23 protein-coding genes are annotated in these 18,071 nt (G+C 59.8%); 6 read left to right on the top strand and 17 right to left on the bottom strand.

The features are described 5' to 3' along the window. Window positions 1-47: 47 nt before the first annotated feature. Genes ACHEXK_RS08145 through flgB form a run of 3 tightly spaced genes read right to left on the bottom strand, consistent with a single transcriptional unit; the run spans window position 48 to window position 1,566 of the window. Window positions 48-734: a flagellar hook assembly protein FlgD gene (locus tag ACHEXK_RS08145; RefSeq protein ID WP_416545075.1), complete on the bottom strand. Its 687-nt coding sequence runs from the start codon at window positions 732-734 to the stop codon at window positions 48-50. Between the two features lie 14 nt (window positions 735-748). Continuing rightward, window positions 749-1,174 (bottom strand): flagellar basal body rod protein FlgC, encoded by a 426-nt coding sequence (flgC, locus tag ACHEXK_RS08140; protein ID WP_416545073.1) that lies wholly within the window; start codon window positions 1,172-1,174, stop codon window positions 749-751. A 2-nt stretch (window positions 1,175-1,176) separates the two neighbouring features. Further along, complete coding sequence (gene flgB, locus ACHEXK_RS08135; protein WP_416545071.1) at window positions 1,177-1,566, bottom strand: flagellar basal body rod protein FlgB; 390 nt, start codon at window positions 1,564-1,566, stop codon at window positions 1,177-1,179. A 265-nt stretch (window positions 1,567-1,831) separates the two neighbouring features. Here flgB and flgA point away from each other — a divergent pair, with 265 nt between their 5' ends. The 3 genes from flgA to ACHEXK_RS08120 all read left to right on the top strand — a co-directional run bounded on the left by flgA (window position 1,832) and on the right by ACHEXK_RS08120 (window position 3,534). Further along, complete coding sequence (gene flgA, locus ACHEXK_RS08130) at window positions 1,832-2,677, top strand: flagellar basal body P-ring formation chaperone FlgA (protein WP_416545069.1); 846 nt, start codon at window positions 1,832-1,834, stop codon at window positions 2,675-2,677. A gap of 115 nt (window positions 2,678-2,792) precedes the next feature. After that, complete coding sequence (gene flgM, locus ACHEXK_RS08125) at window positions 2,793-3,095, top strand: flagellar biosynthesis anti-sigma factor FlgM (protein ID WP_416545067.1); 303 nt, start codon at window positions 2,793-2,795, stop codon at window positions 3,093-3,095. 16 nt (window positions 3,096-3,111) lie between these two features. Next, on the top strand, window positions 3,112-3,534 hold the full coding sequence (locus ACHEXK_RS08120; protein ID WP_416545065.1) for a flagellar protein FlgN: 423 nt from the start codon (window positions 3,112-3,114) through the stop codon (window positions 3,532-3,534). A 27-nt stretch (window positions 3,535-3,561) separates the two neighbouring features. On the opposite strand, the gene ACHEXK_RS08115 is transcribed toward ACHEXK_RS08120, so the two are convergent. From ACHEXK_RS08115 to ACHEXK_RS08095, 5 genes are read right to left on the bottom strand one after another with little or no spacing between them, the layout of a single operon-like run. Then, window positions 3,562-3,843, bottom strand: a complete 282-nt coding sequence (locus tag ACHEXK_RS08115; protein ID WP_416545063.1) for an EscU/YscU/HrcU family type III secretion system export apparatus switch protein — start codon at window positions 3,841-3,843, stop codon at window positions 3,562-3,564. Continuing rightward, the gene (locus tag ACHEXK_RS08110) at window positions 3,840-4,952 is read right to left on the bottom strand and encodes a hypothetical protein (protein WP_416545061.1); all 1,113 of its coding nucleotides are present in this window, start codon (window positions 4,950-4,952) and stop codon (window positions 3,840-3,842) included. Before ACHEXK_RS08110 ends, ACHEXK_RS08115 begins: the two co-directional genes overlap by 4 nt. A gap of 22 nt (window positions 4,953-4,974) precedes the next feature. Next, a complete protein-coding gene (locus ACHEXK_RS08105) occupies window positions 4,975-5,508 on the bottom strand; it encodes a hypothetical protein (protein WP_416545059.1) in 534 nt (177 codons plus the stop codon). Window positions 5,509-5,543: 35 nt separating this feature from the next. Continuing rightward, window positions 5,544-6,779, bottom strand: coding sequence for a hypothetical protein (locus tag ACHEXK_RS08100; protein ID WP_416545057.1), 1,236 nt, complete (start codon window positions 6,777-6,779; stop codon window positions 5,544-5,546). A 4-nt stretch (window positions 6,780-6,783) separates the two neighbouring features. Then, on the bottom strand, window positions 6,784-7,275 hold the full coding sequence (locus ACHEXK_RS08095; protein WP_416545055.1) for an LPP20 family lipoprotein: 492 nt from the start codon (window positions 7,273-7,275) through the stop codon (window positions 6,784-6,786). Between the two features lie 325 nt (window positions 7,276-7,600). Between ACHEXK_RS08095 and ACHEXK_RS08090 the strand changes: the two genes are divergently transcribed. After that, complete coding sequence (locus tag ACHEXK_RS08090) at window positions 7,601-8,875, top strand: sigma-54 interaction domain-containing protein (protein WP_416545053.1); 1,275 nt, start codon at window positions 7,601-7,603, stop codon at window positions 8,873-8,875. A gap of 18 nt (window positions 8,876-8,893) precedes the next feature. Here the strand turns inward: ACHEXK_RS08090 and ACHEXK_RS08085 are convergent, their stop codons facing one another. The 4 genes from ACHEXK_RS08085 to ACHEXK_RS08070 all read right to left on the bottom strand — a co-directional run bounded on the left by ACHEXK_RS08085 (window position 8,894) and on the right by ACHEXK_RS08070 (window position 11,526). Beyond that, window positions 8,894-9,397 carry a hypothetical protein gene (locus ACHEXK_RS08085; protein ID WP_416545051.1) on the bottom strand — a complete coding sequence of 168 codons (504 nt, stop codon included), beginning with the start codon at window positions 9,395-9,397 and terminating at the stop codon, window positions 8,894-8,896. An 84-nt stretch (window positions 9,398-9,481) separates the two neighbouring features. Beyond that, on the bottom strand, window positions 9,482-10,465 hold the full coding sequence (locus ACHEXK_RS08080; RefSeq protein ID WP_416545049.1) for a flagellar motor protein MotB: 984 nt from the start codon (window positions 10,463-10,465) through the stop codon (window positions 9,482-9,484). Beyond that, a complete protein-coding gene (motA, locus tag ACHEXK_RS08075) occupies window positions 10,465-11,328 on the bottom strand; it encodes a flagellar motor stator protein MotA (RefSeq protein WP_416545047.1) in 864 nt (287 codons plus the stop codon). Before motA ends, ACHEXK_RS08080 begins: the two co-directional genes overlap by 1 nt. A 15-nt stretch (window positions 11,329-11,343) precedes the next feature. Continuing rightward, a complete protein-coding gene (locus ACHEXK_RS08070) occupies window positions 11,344-11,526 on the bottom strand; it encodes a hypothetical protein (protein WP_416545045.1) in 183 nt (60 codons plus the stop codon). An 86-nt stretch (window positions 11,527-11,612) separates the two neighbouring features. Here ACHEXK_RS08070 and ACHEXK_RS08065 point away from each other — a divergent pair, with 86 nt between their 5' ends. Beyond that, a complete protein-coding gene (locus tag ACHEXK_RS08065) occupies window positions 11,613-12,539 on the top strand; it encodes a GNAT family N-acetyltransferase (RefSeq protein WP_416545043.1) in 927 nt (308 codons plus the stop codon). A gap of 8 nt (window positions 12,540-12,547) precedes the next feature. Beyond that, on the top strand, window positions 12,548-12,958 hold the full coding sequence (locus ACHEXK_RS08060) for a surface-adhesin E family protein (RefSeq protein WP_416545042.1): 411 nt from the start codon (window positions 12,548-12,550) through the stop codon (window positions 12,956-12,958). A 19-nt stretch (window positions 12,959-12,977) separates the two neighbouring features. Here ACHEXK_RS08060 and ACHEXK_RS08055 read toward each other — a convergent pair whose 3' ends face one another. The 5 genes from ACHEXK_RS08055 to fliR are packed head-to-tail and all read right to left on the bottom strand — an operon-like array spanning window position 12,978 to window position 18,069. Then, window positions 12,978-13,958, bottom strand: a complete 981-nt coding sequence (locus ACHEXK_RS08055) for a hypothetical protein (protein WP_416545040.1) — start codon at window positions 13,956-13,958, stop codon at window positions 12,978-12,980. After that, entirely contained in the window at window positions 13,955-14,719 is a 765-nt protein-coding gene (locus ACHEXK_RS08050; protein ID WP_416545038.1) for a hypothetical protein, read from the bottom strand. The genes ACHEXK_RS08055 and ACHEXK_RS08050 overlap by 4 nt, the downstream gene beginning before the upstream one ends. A 17-nt stretch (window positions 14,720-14,736) precedes the next feature. Further along, window positions 14,737-16,140 carry a hypothetical protein gene (locus tag ACHEXK_RS08045; RefSeq protein ID WP_416545036.1) on the bottom strand — a complete coding sequence of 468 codons (1,404 nt, stop codon included), beginning with the start codon at window positions 16,138-16,140 and terminating at the stop codon, window positions 14,737-14,739. Then, on the bottom strand, window positions 16,137-17,300 hold the full coding sequence (gene flhB, locus ACHEXK_RS08040) for a flagellar biosynthesis protein FlhB (protein ID WP_416545034.1): 1,164 nt from the start codon (window positions 17,298-17,300) through the stop codon (window positions 16,137-16,139). The genes ACHEXK_RS08045 and flhB overlap by 4 nt, the downstream gene beginning before the upstream one ends. Further along, window positions 17,293-18,069 (bottom strand): flagellar biosynthetic protein FliR, encoded by a 777-nt coding sequence (gene fliR, locus ACHEXK_RS08035; RefSeq protein ID WP_416545032.1) that lies wholly within the window; start codon window positions 18,067-18,069, stop codon window positions 17,293-17,295. Before fliR ends, flhB begins: the two co-directional genes overlap by 8 nt. Between the last annotated feature and the right edge of the window lie 2 nt (window positions 18,070-18,071).

Below are 18,071 nucleotides of genomic sequence, written 5' to 3'. Positions count from 1 at the left end.
TGATGCGTGGGGTGTAGGGTGAGGACGTGGTGGGGTGGGGTGCTGGTTTACAGGCCCACGCGCTGGACGTCTTTGAGCAACATGGTTTTGCCGCCATCGACTTCCACGCTGACGCTGCCGTCACCGGGGTTGGTTGCGATGGCGCGCACCGTCGAGAGGGTGCTGACGGGCACGGTGGTGGTTTGACCATTGACCACGGCAGTGGCGCTGAGGCGGTAAAGCCCCGTGGGCACCGGGTTGTCGGCGGCATCCAGACCGTTCCAGTTGAAGGGCATGGTGCCGGGCAATTGCGGACCTGCGATCAGCTCTTGCACCAGGCGACCTTGGCTGTCGAACACATTGACCTGCACGCCGCTGGCACCCGCAGGCAAATCGATGGTGGCGTCCAGGCTGTTGCCCGATGTGAGCAATGTGGGGGTATCGTTCATGGCCACTTTTTTGCCAATCAACGAGGCGCTGTTGAGCATGCGCTCGCCCGACATGGAGCCCACAAACGTGTCCAGAGAGGTTTGCATGTTGGTCAAGGCTTCCAGCTGGGAGAACTGCGCCAGCTGGGCGACAAACGCTTCGTTTTTGACGGGCTCCAGCGGGTTTTGGTTTTGCAGCTGGGCGGTGAACAAGGTCAGGAAATCCTGCTTGCCCATCTCTTCTTGGGTTTTGGACGTGCCCTTGTCTTTCACATCTTCGTAGCGTGTGACGTTTTTGAGCAGGCTGGCTGAGGTGGCGGTGGTCATGGGGTGCTTTCGAATCAGGCTTTGGCGATGTCCAGCGTGCGCATCATCAGTTGACGCGCCGTGTTGATGACTTCCACGTTGTTTTGGTAGGAGCGGGCAGCGGCCATCATTTCCACCATCTCGGTGACTTCGCTGACGTTGGACTGGTAGACATAGCCGTCTTTGTCGGCCATGGGGTTTTTGGGGTCAGACACGCGGCGTGGCGCAACGGTGTCTTCAACCATGCGATCGATCTTCACGCCGCCCACGTAGGAAGCCCCGGCGTTGGTCATTTGCTCCTCGACCAAGGCTTTGAAGACCGGGCGTTTGGCCCTGAACGCGTCCTTTTCGGAGGTGGCCACCGTGCCGGCGTTGGCCAAGTTGGAGGCGGTGGCGTTCATGCGGGTCAGTTGCGCGTTGAGCGCTGTGCCGGCGATGCCAAAGATGTTGTCCATGCTCATGATCAATCTCCTCGCAGGGCTTTGCGCACGCTGCTGACCCGGTTTTCCAAAAAGTTCAAGGTGGCTTGGTAGTCGGCAGCCGCTTTGCCGTATTGGGCTTGTTCCACGCTCATCTCCACGGTGTTGCCGTCAAATGAGGTGTTGAACGGGGTGCGAAAGCGCATGCCGTCTGCGCCAAGCTCTTCACCGGCGCCAAAGTGCCCCGCGTTGGTGGCGACCATGGCGGTGTCTTGTTTCTGCGCGGCACTCATCACGGCCTTGAAATCGATGTCACGGGCCTTGTAGTGCGGGGTGTCGGCGTTGGCAATGTTTTGCGCCAACACTTCCAGGCGCCGGCTTTTGACTTGCAAAGCTTGTTCATGCACGCCAAGTGCTTGGTTCAACAAATTCATCTGGACTCCTGGGCAACGGACTTGGGTTCGATGTTCACGGGCCGTCAATCTTTTGACGTTGCCCCTCAAGTTGAGCGGGCTTGTGCCGATACCTGCAAAAGTTGTGCCAAGTTTTTCTGTCACCTTTTGACGACCCGATCAAGCGGCTGAGCACGGCATGCGCCCCGGATGCGGCAAGCTTTGGTCATGGGCGGCAAAGCATTGCCGCTGGGCAAGCGCGTGCGCTGTCGGACAAAGCTGGTCTTGTTTTTGCTTAACAAGCCGCATGCACACCGATCGTCAAAACTTTCACACCCTCATGACACCCTTCTTGCAGGGGCTGTGCGTTTGTCTTGACGTGTTGATGGTCCGTGCCATGGGCTGGGGCTTGTTGGTGTGCTTGCTCGGCACGTCCTCGTTTGCCGCCAACCCTGCCAAGCCTCAAGGCACCCCCATCGCGGCCTCGGAGGTCTTGCAGACTTCGGTCCAAAAGTGGGTGGCTCAAACCCGCAAAGTTTCGCCCGAGCAGGTCAGCTTGGCCCCTTTGGACAATCGGGTCAAGGTGCGCGCCTGTGACCAGGCCCTGCGCATGGATGTGCCGTTTTCAAACGCCGAAACCGTTCGGGTGCGCTGCGCCCAACCTGTGTGGCAGCAATTTGTGCGTGTCAGCGTCGCGGGCCAGACACCCGAGATCCCGCCCCCAGCCCCAGCAGAGGTGGCGACTCAGGTGAAAGTGCCCGCGCCTGCCAAGCGGTGGGTCTTGGTGGCCAAAGTGCCGCTGCAACGGGGCATGATGCTCAATGAGACTCATGTTTCCCGTGAAGAGGTCGATACCTCCAACATGCCTGTGAATGTGTTGGAACATGCCTCGGAGCTCCTGCATGCCGAAGCGGTTCGGGATGTGCGGCCCGGTACCCCCTTGCGCAGTCAGGACATTCGGCCCATGGTCTTGGTCAAAAGGGGCCAAATGGTGCTGCTGTCGGTGGGTCAGGCGCAGGGGTTTCAAATTTCCGCGCGGGTTGAAGCCCTGCAAGATGGGCGTTTTGGCGATCAAATCAAGCTCAAAAACCGCGATTCTGGTCGTGAATTGAGCGGCCGAGTGCAAGGCCCGAACCAGGTGGTGGGGCTTTGACCCCCCCCCGGACACAAAATAATCAACATTTCTCTCAAGTTCTAGAATCTCATGCCGACTCACTATTCGAGCAAGGTCTCAGCTCCATGTTCAGAGACCAGAAAAGAGAATCCATATGACCGATCCCATCTCTCATTTAGGCCGCAAGGCCCAGATAGAAACTGCCAACCGCGCGTCGGTTGCCAAGGGTGAGCCCCGTGCCTTGGCCGCTGCTTCGCAGGAGGCGACACGCGCTGCTGCGCCTGCCACGGATGAGTTGCGTTTGAGCAAAGTGGCCCAGCAAGTGATGCAAGAACCCGAATTTGACCGCGCCAAGGTGCAAGCCATCAAGACCGCGATCCAGCAGGGCCAGTACCCTGTGGACTCGCGCCGGATTGCTGAAAACTTTGTGGCGATCGAAAAAATGATCAAAGGTTGAGATCCCAATGACCCCCATGACCCGCTCCGATACCGAACCCACCTCTTGGGACGCCGCTTTGCTGGGCGCGCCTGATGCGGTGGCGCGGCTGGCGGAGATCTTGGGTTTGGAGTTTGAGGCCTTGAAGGTGCGTGATCTGAACGCTTTCGAAGCCATTCAAGAAGAAAAAAATGTTTTGCTGCAGCAACTGGCCCAACTGGCCGAGTGGGCAGCACCCCAAAACCCGGTGCCCATTGTTTGGCAGCAGTTACAGGACAGTTTGCGCCAAAGCAAACAAGACCATTTGCGCAACATCCAATTGTTGCAGCGCCAATTGCAGGCGGTCAAAGGCACTTTGCAAGCCTTGCAAGGCGAATCCGCCGCGCCCTCTGTGGATTTGTACGACCGCATGGGGCAAATCGCGCGTCGCTCCGGCGCCTGGGGCTACCAGCTCGCTTGAAGACCACCGAGGCCCTGCGCCGCGCATTCAGCTTCGTTTTTTCTCATCGCCCGGGCGCATGCCCTTGAGCCAGTACACCCAAGACAAAATGACCGCCACGGCGGTGTACATCTCGGGTGGGATTTCGGCCTCCAAGTCGACCCGGCTGAGCAGGGCCAGCAACTGTGGGTCTTGCGCCACATACACCCCGTGTTTCAAGGCTTCTTCGATGATGTGTTGCGCCAACTCGTCTTGACCTTTGGCGCTGATGACCGGCGTTTTGCGGGCGCCGTACTCCAAAGCGATGGCTTCTTTGAGCGGATTTTTCATGTCTGCACATCCAGCAAACTGCCCATGCTGGGTGGCGCATAGCGCATGGGCTCTTGGGGCCCTTGGCCGTGGATGATCTGCAGTCGGGTCATGTTCAGGCCGGCGCTGTCGAGTTCTTGTTCCAAGTTGCTGGCCAATGCTTTGGCCCGCGCTGCGACATCTTCGCGCTCGGCCCACATGCACATGTCCACATCGGTTTGCGCACTGATGCGGGTTTGCAGCCAGATTTCGCCCAAATCCCGATTCCGGGTGTGCAAGTGGATGACCAAAGGGGGCTTGGCTTGGCCGGGTTGACGCCTGGCGCGTGCCCAGCGCAGGGCCACCGGCTCGGCGTCGGCAAAGGGCAGCATCATGGAAAACACCCACTCGCGCCCATCGATGCTTTCTTGGCCCAACAACTGGCGCGACTCGATGTCGTCCAGGCTGTCCTGCAGGCGTCCGTCTTTGTCCACGCTCGAGCCCCCGCGCAGCAACTGGCGCAAGACGCTTTTGAGATCGATCAGTCCTGCCCCCATGCCCTGGCTGAGCAGGTGTTCGGTCATGAAACCGCTGCGCTGCATGGCTTGTTGCAACTTTTCGGGGGTCAACTGGGCCATGCCGGGGCGCAACTTGAGCCATTGTTGCAAGGCTTGGAGCCCAGGCGCAGCCGCTTGCAAGCCTTGCAGCATGCCTTCCAGCACGCCAGGTCGGAGCAATTGGGCCAAGGCCTGCATGTCCGGTGGCCGAAAACCCAGTTGCTCGGTGCGGCCCGGCAGTGTGGGCGCTGTGGCGGCCGGCGCCGCAGGGGCCGCCGCAGGCGGTGCTTGCAGCGGTCGCAGCACGATGCTGCCATTGGCCAAGACCTGAACCCTGAACAAGGCGGTATCGCCCGAGGCCAGGCGCAAACCTGCTGGCAACTCTTTGGGCAGGTCAATGTAGGCCCCGGGCTGCAGGTTCTGCAGGTTCAGGCGCAAGTTCTCGAGTTTGGACTCGAGCGTGCCTTGCACCACCTGGCCATCTCGCAAGCCCAATTCGGCCGCCGTGCGCTCAATCACGAGGGGCAGCTTGCCTTCCAGGTAGATGGTGGGCGTTTTGGGGGTGAGGTGGGCGGTTTCGGCCCCTGTGATCATGCCGGACGGCCTCTGTGCGGTTTCAAGGAAAGCGCACCCAACGGCGTTTGTCAGGTCCGGTGTTGGATTCTGGTGTGTCCTCTTTGGGCACTGGAGCCTGAAACAAAGCGGCCGCTTGTGGGCTTTGCGCCAGCAGGTGCTGGCGCAAGGCTTCCACCGAGGGCAGCGTCAAGACCGTGCCGGGACGCACCGGGTACGTGGTCCCTCTCGGGAAAATCTTGGGATTGGCCTTGGCCAAAGCCTGGCGCATGAACTCGTCTTTGAAGGGCATGCCCGGCAAGCCGCGCCGCAACACCGCGTCAATGCTCTCGCCTTTTTGAACCGTGATGCGTGGGCCTTCTGCGCTCAAGCCGTTGGCGCCGCCGCCCGTGGAGGCCGCATGACTTGGGCTGTCATCCAGGGGGGCTGACAGCACTTTGAGCGCAGCGGCGGCCGCGGCCGAGGTGTCCGCCGCCATGACCGCAGGGCAGGCCAGGGCGGCCACCAGCGGCCCCCACGCCGCCCACCGCAGGCGTGCCAATGTGGGCCGGGGAGAGGTGTCAATGCGTGGGCTCATGAGGCGGTGGTCCATGTTGGATTCAAGCGGTTGGATCAAAGTGGCAGGGCCATCCAGTGGCCTTGATCGGCCAATGCGGGGCCTGCCAATTGTTGCAGTTCGGTGCGATCACGTCCCACGTTGACCACTTGGGCCAGCGCCAGATGCTGCGTAGCACCTGGCTCCAGCATTTGGCTGGGCACGTGACTGGGGTTGATCAACAAAACACGGTCTCCTGGCCGCAGGCCGCTCTCCACACCCGCTTGCAAGGTGAGTTGGTTCGCTGGGGTGCGCCGCACATGGAATTGAATGGGTTCGCAGGCCGAGCGTTTGTCCAGCTGCGCCACCCAGGTGTGCATCTGCTGTTGCAGCTGCTCCTTCAGGCGATGGACCCAAGCGCTGGGATGCTGGCTGGCATCTTGTGGCGCGATGGTGATCACCTGTTCAATCTGCCAACGGGGCTCAATCGGGCCTTGGCTGGCATGCCTTTCGCCAAGTGTGAAGCTCAAAGTCCAGCGCCAGTCGGGTTCATTTTTGCGCAGGTCTTGCCAGACTTGGCGCGCCGACAGTTCGGGCTCTGGTGCATGGGGCTTGAGCACCAATTCGGCGGTCCAGCCCGTTGGGCTCTCGCTTGGCCCGGTCAAAGCGCGCAGGTAAGCGTTGGCCGGAGGTGCCGAGTTGTATTGGGCACGCCAGCGCTGAGAGGCTTGCATTTGCTGTGTCCAAGACTGGTCAACCACTTGCATCAAAGACTGACTGGCAAACTGCTGGGGGCCTGTGAAGCCGGGCTCCACCCGGGTCTGCAGCACCAGCGGCAAGCGCCATGGCCGGGGAGGGGCCTTGCACTCGGTGGCCTTGGTCTGGGCTGCACGCCAACCCCACGGCAGCACTTCGGCGCTCACTTGCGGCGGGGTGTCCTGTTCGTCTTGCACATACGACAGCACGCGCACGCCCCGCACCTCGGCTTCGGATTGGAAATGCGCACTTTCATGGAGGGCGCCCTTGTCATCGATCCAGGCGCTGCTGAGCACACGGGTGGGGCGATCCATGGTGGCCTGCAAAATGGCTTGGCGGATGGCGCCCAGTTGGGCTTCGTGTTGTTTCGCGGTGGCCGCGCGCGCTGACCGACCTTCTTGCCGGCTGGTGCTGGCGGGAGCGGCCCCATCGGTCTTGGCGACACTGTCCAAGGGGCTGTTCTGGGCCTGTGCCGTCATGACCACTGCGCTGCCCAGCACCAAGGCCAAGCAGTGGCGCCATCGGCAGGCGCGAGGGAAAGGGGCTGGCGTGCGCATGGTGTCAGCGGCGGCGAGCAGCCAGCTGGTTCAGATACAGGCTACGCAGGTCACGCACCACCTGTTGGTCCAGCGACAGCGTGGTTTCGTAAGTGTCCTCACCCACGGGGGCAATGCTGACCAGCACAGCGCCGTAAATCACGCCCTCGACCTTGGCCCGGAAGGTGTCGCTCATCACGGTCATGTCGGCCACGGTCGTGGTCGCATCGAGTTGCTGTCCATACACCTGCTCGGTCAGGGAGCGGTAGGCGTCCAGTTTGGAGGCGCGGATGGCCAGCAAACGCTGCTGGGCTGGGTTCTTGTGGTTTTGAACGCTGATGACCGCATAACCGGTGGCCACCAGGGTCTCACGTTTCTCCACCATCGGCGTGATCATGGACGCGGTGGCTTCCACTTTGGGCGGCGGGGCGATCAGCGCGTTCAGGGATGTGGTGCTGCAGCCCGCCAAGGTGAGCAAGCCGAGCAAAGAGAACGCCAGGGATCGGTGAAAAAACATCTTGAAACTCCAGTGACTGGGTGCGGTAGAGAGCACTGACCCAGCTGATTTGTCTTGATGGAAGTATCGACAGCACACCGAAAGTCTTGAGTGCCCCGCTCCGCTTTCTCCGATGGACGGGCGGTGGACAGTGTCTCAAAAACCCGCCAAAAGACACGATTTCGGGCGATTGCGTCCTTAAGTGATCATTTAAAGTTGGTCAAAGTGTGAATTTTGATTTATAAACGCAGATATTGTCATTTGTGTCGTTTCAGCACGGTGTTGAAAAAGATCAAATGATTGGCCCTTTCCCTGTGAGGCACCACGATCTTTTGGTCATTCTTGGATGAAACCCCACAACCAGCCGCTCATCATTGGAGACAGCCAAGCCACGCTTTTCTTGCGTGACTTGATCAAGACTTTGTCGGCGTCGGCATCGACCGCGCTGATCACTGGTGAGAGCGGAACGGGCAAAGAGCTGGTGGCGCAGTCGCTGCACATGCAGGGCCCTCGGGCCTCGGGCCCATTTGTGCCCATCAACTGTGGCGCAATTCCCCGTGATTTGATCGAGAGTGAGCTGTTTGGGCACCGCAAGGGCAGTTTCACCGGGGCGGTGTCAGACCGTTTGGGGCGCTTTGAACTCGCCCACGGTGGCACACTGTTTCTGGACGAAATCGGCGATTTGCCCATGGACATGCAAGTCAAGCTTCTGCGTGTGCTGCAAGAGCGCTGCATTTTGCCTGTGGGTGCCTCCAAAGAAGTGCCACTGGATGTGCGTGTGGTGGCCGCCACCCACAAAAAACTGGAAGCCGAGGTCGAGGCTGGCCGTTTCCGGGAAGATTTGTATTACCGCATCAACGTGTTGCCGGTGACCACCACGCCCTTGCGCGAGCGGCCCTCCGACGTGGCGGCATTGCTGCACTTTTATGCGGACAAGCATGCGCTGCCGCATGTCCGTGCGGTGCGTTTTTCGGCCGAGATGATGCAGCTGATGCAGTCCTACAGCTGGCCGGGCAATGTGCGCGAGTTGTCCAACCTGGTTGACCGTTTTTCAACCCTGTACCCCGCGCAAGTGCTGCATGTTCAAACCGTGCCGGCCTGCATGATGCCCCTGGGCATGGCCGCTTTGCAGGCCGAATGGTTGGCCCAGCATGGCTTGACCGCGCCCTCGACCTTTCAGCCTTCCTTGGAAGACGCGGCGGTGGTCTCGCAGGTGGCCGCGCCCGCAGAAGATGGCTTGCTTTTTGGCTTGCACAGAGGGCCTGAGTCGCTGGGTGCTTCGCCGTTTGACCGCGAAGACGATCCGATGGCCCACTTGCTCTCGAGTTCTTCGGGTTCTTTCAGCATGCCCGCTCACACCTACAGCCCCGCGCCTGTGTCGGCATCGAACGATGAGATCAATGAGGTGGAGCAAGCGATTTTGCTGGCGCAGGGCATCCAAACCTTGCCGCCCGAGGGCATGTCGCTCAAGCAGCATTTGATCGAAGTCGAGCGCAGCTTGATCGAGCAAGCACTCGCTCGCACCCAAGGCAATGTTTCTCAAACGGCCAAACTGCTGCAGCTCCAAAGAACCACTTTGATTGAAAAAATCAACAAGTACGAACTGCGCAACGTGGCCTGATGCGGCCGCCGCCCTGGGTCAGAAAGGGGGTTTGATCACATGGGCGCAAGTGCCCTTGATGAGTTTGACCGTGCGCCCATCGGACAAACTGAGCGACTGTTCAAAACGACCGGTTTTGCGGTCCACCACAAACTCCTCGCCAGAGATCATGACGCCAAAACGCTGGAACATGGCTGGCCGATAGACTTTGACACGTGTTCCCATCAAAGTGAGGGAGCCGGCGCGGCTTTCGGAGATGGCGATGCGGCCTTGGTACCAGCCAGATTTCTGCTCGAAATCGATCTGTGCCATGGCCACCCGTGCTGGTTCGTTTTCCTTGATGCCCAAGGCCAATTGACCGTCCAGGTCCAACTCCAATTCACAGATCAAGTCCATCACACCCTTGCTGCCGCCCGGCATGCTTTTGGGGGCAGTGAACTCGGCAGACACTTGGCTGTTGTCACCCATGAGGTGCACCAAGCCCCAAATGCCCCCCATCACCAACAGACCGATGACGATGCCAATGGCGATATTTTTCAACATGGATGAACCTCCCGCTGGGCGTTTTGGGGTGGAAAAAATACGGCCCTCATGGCAGCGCGCGTGTCCAAAGGGCCAAGGGCGAGGTCATTGGTTGAGCACCGTGATGCTGACCCTGCGGTTGCGCGGGTCGGCCGGGTTGCCGGGCACATTCGGGTTGGTATCGGCCACCCCTTCAATGCGCGAGAAACGGTTGGCACCAATGCCCTGACTTTGCATGAATTGGCGCGTCGCATCGGCTCGCTCGGTCGACAAGCTCCAGTTGTTGCGCATGCTCTCAGGCGGGAAGCCTGTGCTGTCGGTGTGCCCCCGGATGGCCAATTTGTTCGGCAAAGGCTTGAGGGATTTGGTCACCTCCGACATCAATGCCGCTGCCTTGGCGCCCATTTCGGCGCCGCCGGAGCCGTACATCGCGAAATCGGCTTTGTCGATCACCTCGATGCGCAGGCCTTCCTTGTCGCGGGTGATGCTGACTTGGTCTTTGATCTTCTCGAATTGTTTGCTCTCTGACAGTTTTTGTTTGATTTCTTTTTCCAGCTTGTCAAAGTTTTGCTTGTCTTGCTTTTCGCTGGGAGTGCCGGTGCCGCTTTCCTTGCCGGGGTCTTGTTCAGACGGGCCATCCTTGTTGTTTTCCTCTTTGGAGGAACCAAAGCTTTCTCCAGGTCCGCCTTGGGCCTGAGGGGTCAGGCGCTCGAGCATGGCGGTTTGTTTGGAAGAAAATGGAAAGCCGTCGGGGTCGATGATGGAGGTGCCGCCAAACAAACCGTTGGAGCCGGCCAGCTCACCCATGGAAATTTGGCTGTGCGATGCAGGGCGGAAGTAGTCGGCGACACTTTTTTTCTTGTCTTCGGTGCTGGCGCCCAACAACCACATCAGCAAGAAGAAAGCCATCATGGCCGTCATCATGTCGGCCAGCGCAATTTTCCAGGCCCCGCCGTGGGCGCCCGCATGGCCATCGTCGGCAATGATCTTCTTGACAACGATGATGGGCCGCAGAGCCTCTGCGGCCGCGGCTTCGGCCGCTGCCACTTCTTCGGGCGTTCCCGCGGCGGCTTTGTCTGCCTCTGCCATCAAGAGCCTCGCATGCCGTCAAAGACTTCCGAAAAACTCGGTTGATTGTGGTGCGCGATGCAAGCACGTGCTGACTCGATGATCAGCGGTTGGGGGTAGCCCTTGAGGTTGCCCACGATCATTTCGCGAATCACGTCAAAGGCTTGAGCGTCTTCGTTGATGATTTGCGTCAAGCGACCCGAAAACGGCTCGAACATGCCGTACGCCAAGAACACACCCATCAGGGTCCCCACCAAGGCGGCACCAATCAGCGCACCCAGCACAGGTGGGGGTTGATCGATCGCACCCATGGTCTTCACCACACCCAAAACGCAGGCCACAATACCCAGCGCAGGCAAGCCGCCTGCGATACCGGCCAGCGCTGCGGGCGCGAGCAAGGCCTCGTGGTGGTGCACCTTGATGGCTTTTTTCATCAAATCGTCCAAGGCGTCGGCGTCCAGGTTGCCCTGGGAAATCACCATCAGACGCAGCGGATCACAGATCATCTGAACAATGGAATGGTCTTTGGCCAGTTTGGGGAATTCGCCAAAAATCGCGCTGGAATCGGGGTTTTCAACGTGCGACTCCAAAGCCACCACCCCTTCTTTTTTCATGACGGCTTGCAACTTGCCCACCAACAGCATCAAGGCCAAGTAATCGGCTTGGTGAAAACTGGGGCCCTTGATGCATTTGCCAATGCCGCCCATGGCCGCTTTGAAGACGGGAAAACTGTTTGCAATCAAAGAGGCCCCGATGGCGGAGCCACCAATGATGATGAACTCGAAAGGCGCGGCCTTGATGATGGGCGCCATTTTGCCGCCCGCAAGTATGTAGCCACCGAAGACGGCGCCGAACACCACTGCCAAACCGATAAAGAAAAACATGCTGGCCCTTTTGATTTAAACCATGCACCACACACCGATGCACCATCCCCATGTCCACTGAAAAAACAAGTCCATCGCATTGCCCAGCAACAGAATGGGCAAACCCACATAAAGTGCGATCCAAGCCCAACCTGACGCTGTCAAACGGGCTTTGGGCATGTCATGCCCGAGGATGCGGGGATCTGGACGGGACGACATGGCTTGAAATTCCATTCACACCGGTGTAAATCGGATGCAAATGCGGTATCTTGAGTGAATTTGAGAAATTTGCCTATTATGACGATATGGAAGTGAAATGGGGGTCTTTGCCGCAGGCGCAGTGGGAAGAATTTCATTCGGCCCAGCATGGCGCATTGCAGCAGTCTTGGCGCTACGGTGAGGCCTTGCTGGCTTTGGGTGTGCGCGTGCACCGCGCGATGGTCTGGCAAGACGATCGCCTCGTGGCCTTGGCCCAGTTTGTGTGCAAACGCTGGTTGGGTTATTTGTCGGTGGCCTCCTGTTCGCGAGGTCCTGTCTGGCACCCTGATGTGACGGCCCAGCAGCGTTCGGCGGTGTACAAGCGCTTGCGACAAAGCTTGCCTGTGCCTTGGCTCAAAGTCCCCTTGTTCTCGCCCGACCGCAGCCAGGCGCAATTGGACCCCATTGAAATCCAGGGGATGTCACGCGTGATGACCGGTTACGCCACCGTGCTGCTCGATTTGACGCAAACCCTGCCCGCCTTGAAAGCCGGTTTGGACGGCAAGTGGCGAAACCGCTTGAACAAGGCCTTGTCGAACGACCACATCCGTTGCCATGTGCAACCGAGTTTGAAGCGGTGCGACTGGTTGCTCGGCAAAGAGCTGGACCAGCGTGAAGCGAAAAAGTTTCATGGCCTGCCCACCCAGTTTGTGCAGGCCTACATTGCGGCCGCTGCTGATCATCGGCAAGCCTTTGCGGTGGCCTATGCCGAAGTGGGCAAGAACACCATCGCGGGCATGCTGTTTTTGATTCACGGTCGAGTCGCCAGTTACCATATGGGATGGGCCGATGAACAAGGCCGCCAGCTCAGTGCCCACAACGCTTTGTTGTGGGCCTCGGTGATCCACCTGAAAGGCTTGGGCTTGGAGGTGCTGGATTTGGGGGGCGTCAACACCCACGACTTGCCGGGCATCTCGCGCTTCAAATTGGGCACCGGTGGACAGGCCATCACCTTGGCCGGAACTTATTTTTGAGAGAAGACATGACTTTGCCTTTGTTTTCCATGCGCGCCCGACGGGCCATTGGCCTGGGCTGTTTGGCCATGTGGGCAGCCTGGCTGCCGAGCGCCGCTCAAGCGTGGACCCGGATTGGCGAATCGGAGGAGGTGACGCTGTACGTCAACCGCAGCAGCATTGAAAAGGAAGACACCATTCGCCGTGTTTGGGAAATGCAGGACTTGAAAAAGCCCGATGCGCAAGGCGTGCAATCACGGCGCTACTTGAACGAGTACGACTGCAATTACAAGATGCATCGTTTGGGCCAGATGACCAGCTATGCAGGTCCGAAAATGACAGGACAAAAACTGTTCACCGTGGAAGAAATGGGTTACTGGCGAAAAATTCCACCCAACGGTGTTTTTGTCCTGACGTACATTGCCGTGTGCATCGAGTGAGCGCGCTCCTGGGCACGGTTCAGGGCTTGTTGGCCGGTGCTGCCGCCGCATTGGGCGAAACAGCGGGCGTGCCATTGGGGGCATTGCCGTCGCCTGGCTTGGCGGCACTGAATCTCGGAAACTGCACCGCGCGCTCACGTGAGCTGGTGGCATTGTTCTTTTGCACCGTCTCCAGGTAACGCTCTTTTTGCAGGGTCACCAAGGCTTCCACATCGCGTTTGAGTCCGTCTACATTGCCCACCGCCGACTTCAATGACTTGACTTCGTTGCCCAAGTTTTGCACCGCATTGGCCTGGGTTTGCAATTTCGCATGGATGCCTTGAACCTGGCGAATCACCGAGTCGCTGCTCGCGGCCACTTGTTTGGCGGTTTCACTCGGTACTTTTTGCACCAAGCTCTCCGACTGTTTGAGCGAGGCGTCGATGCGGCCCTCAATCTGGCCCTGGGACTTGGTCAGAGCCACCTGTTGTGAAGCCAGTTCTTTGACGCTTTGATTGACCCCTTCCAGTGACTCCATGCCGGTGTTGAGTTCAACCACACGCTTGCCCACGGCGATCAGCATGGCATCCAACTGGTTGATGCGGCTGACCAAGCGAACCCCCATGATCAAAAAGAAAATCAGGCTCAGGACCATGACGCCGCCCATGACGGCCATCAACAGGCGCGCTTTTTTGTGGTTCGCGTCGGTCACTTCCTTGAACTCATCGGTGGCCCGCCGCAGATGGCTGCTCACGCTGGTGGCCGCTTCGGCGGACTTGGTGGCCAGTTCCGCAGAGTCGAGCACCACCTGTGCCAGGGATTGGTATTGCTGGTAAGCCCTTTGGTCCACGGTGATGCCCACATGCATGGGTTTGACCGGTGTATGACTGGCTGCTGTGGCTTCGGGGGCTGCAGCGGGCGCTGCCGAATCGCGCGCAGGCTCGGTGGGCGACGATTCGCGGCCTTCGACCTCAGCGATGTCGATGGGTTCTTCGGCGGGCTTGAAAGTGTTCTCGCTCATTTTTTCTTTCCTCGGACTGGGACGGGGGGACGCAATCTTTGGAGTTGTTCTTCCAAAAGTGAATTGCGTGTTTTCAACTGGCCGATGCGGGTCCTGATGGGGCTGTCTTGCTCCCAGAGTTCGGCCACACTCAACACGGGTGGTGTCGTGGCCTCCGGGCTTGGCTGTTCAGTGGCCGTGTGCTCGGCGGGTGGCGCGGGCATGGGGGCGGTCGTTGGCGGGGGCGTTGTGCCGCTCGCGGCTTGCGTCAGCCCATCGTCTTCCAACCAAGGTTCTGCCTGCACAACCTCATCCCGCTGGAGGGGCTTGGCGACTGGGGGTGTCCGGGGCGTTTTGCGCCCTCGGGTGGGCGCGGCCGATCGGGCCACAGACCTGGTGGCTGGTGGGCTGGGGGTCTTGGCCGCTGGGGGGGGGGCAGAGGCGGCGGATCGCTTCGCGGCAGCAAGCCGTGTGCTGGCTGGCTTCGGTGCGGGCGCGGGCGCAGCCGCACGCGCACGAGCAGGCGCACGCGCTGGCGTTTTAGCCGCAGCAGCACGTGCACGGGCAGGCGCAGGAGCAGGAGCAGGAGCAGGAGCAGGAGCAGGAGCAGGAGCAGGAGCAGGCGCAGGCGCAGGCGCAGGCGCAGGCGCAGGGGTGACCGATTTGGGGCCCTTGGCTGCCGTGCGTTGGCGAGGGGCTGCCACGGCCGGGGCCAACGAAGCATCGCGGCTGGGCGGCGCTGCTTCAGGCGATGCTGGGGGCTGTACTTTTTTCTTGGTCATGGCAGGGCTTTCAGGACTCAGGTCGGGCTTTTGAGCTGTTCTTGCAAGCCGCGCGTGGGGCGTACCCAGCTGCGCGGAATGCCCGGCCGCTTGGATGCCTCATAGCCCTGACCCACATTGCTGTAAGGACCCGAGACGATCACAAAGTGCGCCAATTTTTCACCTGGGCGGTAGGCCGCGATGATTTGGGCATCTTTCAAAGGCGGGTGGCGACGTTGGATGTCCAAGACTTTGGCATAGCTGCTGGCAGTCCCGTGTTGCAACAAAAAGGTGTTGGCGTCGAGCTTGCGCAACCACTCTTGACCTTTGAGCGTGCCTTCGGGCGTCTCTATGGCCGTGTCGGCCGGGGTGTTGGCCAAGGCCACGGGTGCCGGTGGTGGGGTGTTTGGGGCTTGAGCGGGCGGTGCATCAGGTCCGGACGAGGCCGCAGCGGCCGATGCCGCGTTGCTGGGTTCTGTCGCGCTGGCGGGTGTGCTCGCCGCCGCGTTGGCGGGCGCTGCCAACTGGGGTGGCAGCGAAGGCGTGACCAGCAAGGGCTTGGCCGCCTTCAATCCAAAGGCTTCTGGCTGGATCCAAAGCATCATGAGCGTGGACATGCCCATGGCGAAGGCGATGCCCAGCACCAACTTGTGGTTTTGGCGCAGCCAAGCTCCAGGGCTGGGCTTGCGCCAAGTTTGCAGGGCCGAGGCCCCGTGCTTTTGGAAGGCCTGCAGTTGTTGCTGCAATTTGCCGCTGGCCACGGGTTCAGCGGCGGGGGACTGTGCTGTGGGGCTGGCGAGCAACTCGGGTGCATCCAAAGGCGTGTCTGCCGCCGGGCGCTGCTGGCGCTGGATGCGCTGGATCAAGGGCTGAACCGCGTTCAAATTCCCATCCTGTCGGGCTTGATCCAAGGCCGCTTGCGCTTGCTCCTCGCTGGGGGCTTCGATGTCCCAGCGCAAAATTTTGCGGCCAAAGGCCGACAAAGGTGATTTGTGCGCGTTGGCTGGGCCAGACATCAACAAAATGGCCCGGATATTGGCGCCTGGGAAATTTTGAATGAGGCGTGCCAGCAATTGGATTTCGCTCTCTGGCAGTGTCTGAGCGTCATGCACGATCCAGATTTGGGCCTGGTTTGCGCTGCCGTTGGCTTTGACCGCTTGGTGCAGTGACTGGCTGGCCAGCACTTCATTGAATCGCCCCAAGAGGGAGTCGGTGTTGGCCGGAAAGTAGACCTCGATGCGGTGATCTGGCGCTTGTTGGCGCACGCGCACCAGCAGCAAATTCATGTAGTGATCGAGCAGGGCCTCAAAAGGGCAATACAGCGCCAGGCTCAGGCCTTCGTGGGCCACGGCGTTGGCGCAGCCATCGATGCGCATGCGGTCGGCTGCCCGGAAGACGTAAGAGTTCAAAGCGCTGGTTTCGGGGTGGATCTGGATGTTCATGCTGTGGCACCCGCTTTCTCAAGCCGACTGCCGTCGGGGTTGAACTGCATGTTGGGTGGGACTTTCACGCGGGGTTTGGCTTGCGGTGGGTTCATGGGTGAAGCCGCCTCCAGGCTGAAGACGTAGGCGATGACTTGCGCCACGGCGTGGTAGAGGTCTTCGGGCACTTGTTGCTCGATTTCGGTGGTGAAGTAAATGGCCCGCGCCAAGGGCGCTGCCTCAAACAGATAGACCCCGTGCGCTTTGGCTTCTTCGCGGATGAGTTGGGCCATGTGGTCCGAACCTTTGGCCACCATGATGGGCGCACCGTCGCCGGTGGGGTCGTATTCCAGGGCCACCGCAAAGTGCTCGGGGTTGGTGATCACGACGTCGGCATCCTTGATGCGGGCCATCATGCGCGAGTTGGCCATCTCGCGTTGACGCCTGCGGATTTGGGCCTTGACTTCCGGGCTACCTTCCATTTGCTTGTACTCGTCCTTGACCTCTTGCTTGGTCATGCGCATCTGTTTCATGAAGGCATATTTTTGGTAGGGCACATCGATCATTGCAATGACCGCCAGGCTCAAGGCGACCCACAGCGTCGATTTCATGATCATGACCGCCGCAGCCGTCAAGGCCGGCTCCAAGCCCATTCGACCCATTTGGATCAACGAGTCCATGTTGCTCATCAAGGACCACCAGAGCACGGTGGAGACCAAGGTGAATTTGAGAATGGCTTTGCCCAGCTCGACCAAAGCGTGGGTCCCAAAAATGCGCTTGAGCCCACTCATCAGGCTCAGTTTGGAGGCTTTGGGAGTGACCGCCTGCATTGAAAACAAATAGCCCCCCGTCACGCCGGAGGCCACGATCGCCGCGATCACGGTGAACACCATGATGGGCAGCACGGTGATGAACGACGACAACAGTTGGTCGCCAAAGTGCGCTGGCAGCAGCAGTGGCTTGTCAATGGTGGTGCGGTCAAAAACAAAACCGTTGGCAAAGATTTGGGCCATGCGGCTGACCAACCAACCACCGCTCATCAAAAGCATGGTGAGTGCGCCGATGACGATGACGGCGGCGGGCAACTCCGCGGAGCGGGCCACTTGGCCTTGCTCTCTGGCGTTGCTGAGTTTCCTGCCCGTCGGGTCTTCTGTTTTGTCGTCACTCGAGGCATCAGACATGGGGCACCCCCATCACGTCACGCACCACGGTGAAACCTTGCACCCAAAGCCATTCGATGCGGGCACCGATGCTCTCTAGGGACATGATCAAAATCAAAAAACCCCCAATGATCAGCGCGGGGAAACCGACCGCAAAAATGTTCAAGCTGGGCGCAGCGCGGGTGACCACGCCCAAACCCACGTTGATGAACAGCAGCGACACCATCACGGGCAGTGCCATCAAAACCGCGCCCAGGAAAATCATGGAACTCCACTGCAGCACGCGCCCATACACATCTTGGTTCAGGATGGAGGTGCCAATGGGCAGGGAAAAGAATGACTCAGAGATGATCCCCAGCAGGATGGCGTGACCACCAAAACCCACAAAAATCAGGGTCGACATCACGATCATCAACTGAGAAATGACGGGCACGTTGCCCATGTTGGGGTCCATCATGCTGGCCATGGACAAGCCCATGGCGGCGGCAATGCTTTGCCCGCCCACCACCATGGCGGCCACCACCACCTGCATGATGAGGCCCATGACGGCGCCGATCATGATTTGGTTGAACACCTCGATCAGTCCGGGGGCGGTGGAGGGGTCGATCACAGGCCAGGTGTGCAGGGGGTAAACCAGCCAGGCCAAGACCAAAGCCATCAAGATGCGCAAGCGCAGGTTGAACGCGTTGATGGAGAAAATGGGGGCTGTGATCATCAGCGCCGAAATGCGCAGCATCGGCCAGAGAAAGGTATAGAACCTTTCAATCACATCGGCTGCGAGGAAGTTCATGG

The organism is Limnohabitans sp. DCL3 (assembly GCF_048019295.1).
Classification (GTDB): Bacteria; Pseudomonadota; Gammaproteobacteria; order Burkholderiales; family Burkholderiaceae_C; genus Limnohabitans_A.
This window is presented reverse-complemented; position numbering and strand designations above follow the sequence as displayed.

Coding starts and splice junctions, on each gene's coding strand:
- ACHEXK_RS08145 (WP_416545075.1), bottom strand. CDS start 734: ATGACCACCGCCACCTCAGCCAGCCTGCTCAAAAACGTCACACGCTAC.
- flgC (WP_416545073.1), bottom strand. CDS start 1,174: ATGAGCATGGACAACATCTTTGGCATCGCCGGCACAGCGCTCAACGCG.
- flgB (WP_416545071.1), bottom strand. CDS start 1,566: ATGAATTTGTTGAACCAAGCACTTGGCGTGCATGAACAAGCTTTGCAA.
- flgA (WP_416545069.1), top strand. CDS start 1,832: ATGCACACCGATCGTCAAAACTTTCACACCCTCATGACACCCTTCTTG.
- flgM (WP_416545067.1), top strand. CDS start 2,793: ATGACCGATCCCATCTCTCATTTAGGCCGCAAGGCCCAGATAGAAACT.
- ACHEXK_RS08120 (WP_416545065.1), top strand. CDS start 3,112: ATGACCCGCTCCGATACCGAACCCACCTCTTGGGACGCCGCTTTGCTG.
- ACHEXK_RS08115 (WP_416545063.1), bottom strand. CDS start 3,843: ATGAAAAATCCGCTCAAAGAAGCCATCGCTTTGGAGTACGGCGCCCGC.
- ACHEXK_RS08110 (WP_416545061.1), bottom strand. CDS start 4,952: ATGATCACAGGGGCCGAAACCGCCCACCTCACCCCCAAAACGCCCACC.
- ACHEXK_RS08105 (WP_416545059.1), bottom strand. CDS start 5,508: ATGAGCCCACGCATTGACACCTCTCCCCGGCCCACATTGGCACGCCTG.
- ACHEXK_RS08100 (WP_416545057.1), bottom strand. CDS start 6,779: ATGCGCACGCCAGCCCCTTTCCCTCGCGCCTGCCGATGGCGCCACTGC.
- ACHEXK_RS08095 (WP_416545055.1), bottom strand. CDS start 7,275: ATGTTTTTTCACCGATCCCTGGCGTTCTCTTTGCTCGGCTTGCTCACC.
- ACHEXK_RS08090 (WP_416545053.1), top strand. CDS start 7,601: ATGAAACCCCACAACCAGCCGCTCATCATTGGAGACAGCCAAGCCACG.
- ACHEXK_RS08085 (WP_416545051.1), bottom strand. CDS start 9,397: ATGTTGAAAAATATCGCCATTGGCATCGTCATCGGTCTGTTGGTGATG.
- ACHEXK_RS08080 (WP_416545049.1), bottom strand. CDS start 10,465: ATGGCAGAGGCAGACAAAGCCGCCGCGGGAACGCCCGAAGAAGTGGCA.
- motA (WP_416545047.1), bottom strand. CDS start 11,328: ATGTTTTTCTTTATCGGTTTGGCAGTGGTGTTCGGCGCCGTCTTCGGT.
- ACHEXK_RS08070 (WP_416545045.1), bottom strand. CDS start 11,526: ATGTCGTCCCGTCCAGATCCCCGCATCCTCGGGCATGACATGCCCAAA.
- ACHEXK_RS08065 (WP_416545043.1), top strand. CDS start 11,613: ATGGAAGTGAAATGGGGGTCTTTGCCGCAGGCGCAGTGGGAAGAATTT.
- ACHEXK_RS08060 (WP_416545042.1), top strand. CDS start 12,548: ATGACTTTGCCTTTGTTTTCCATGCGCGCCCGACGGGCCATTGGCCTG.
- ACHEXK_RS08055 (WP_416545040.1), bottom strand. CDS start 13,958: ATGAGCGAGAACACTTTCAAGCCCGCCGAAGAACCCATCGACATCGCT.
- ACHEXK_RS08050 (WP_416545038.1), bottom strand. CDS start 14,719: ATGACCAAGAAAAAAGTACAGCCCCCAGCATCGCCTGAAGCAGCGCCG.
- ACHEXK_RS08045 (WP_416545036.1), bottom strand. CDS start 16,140: ATGAACATCCAGATCCACCCCGAAACCAGCGCTTTGAACTCTTACGTC.
- flhB (WP_416545034.1), bottom strand. CDS start 17,300: ATGTCTGATGCCTCGAGTGACGACAAAACAGAAGACCCGACGGGCAGG.
- fliR (WP_416545032.1), bottom strand. CDS start 18,069: ATGAACTTCCTCGCAGCCGATGTGATTGAAAGGTTCTATACCTTTCTC.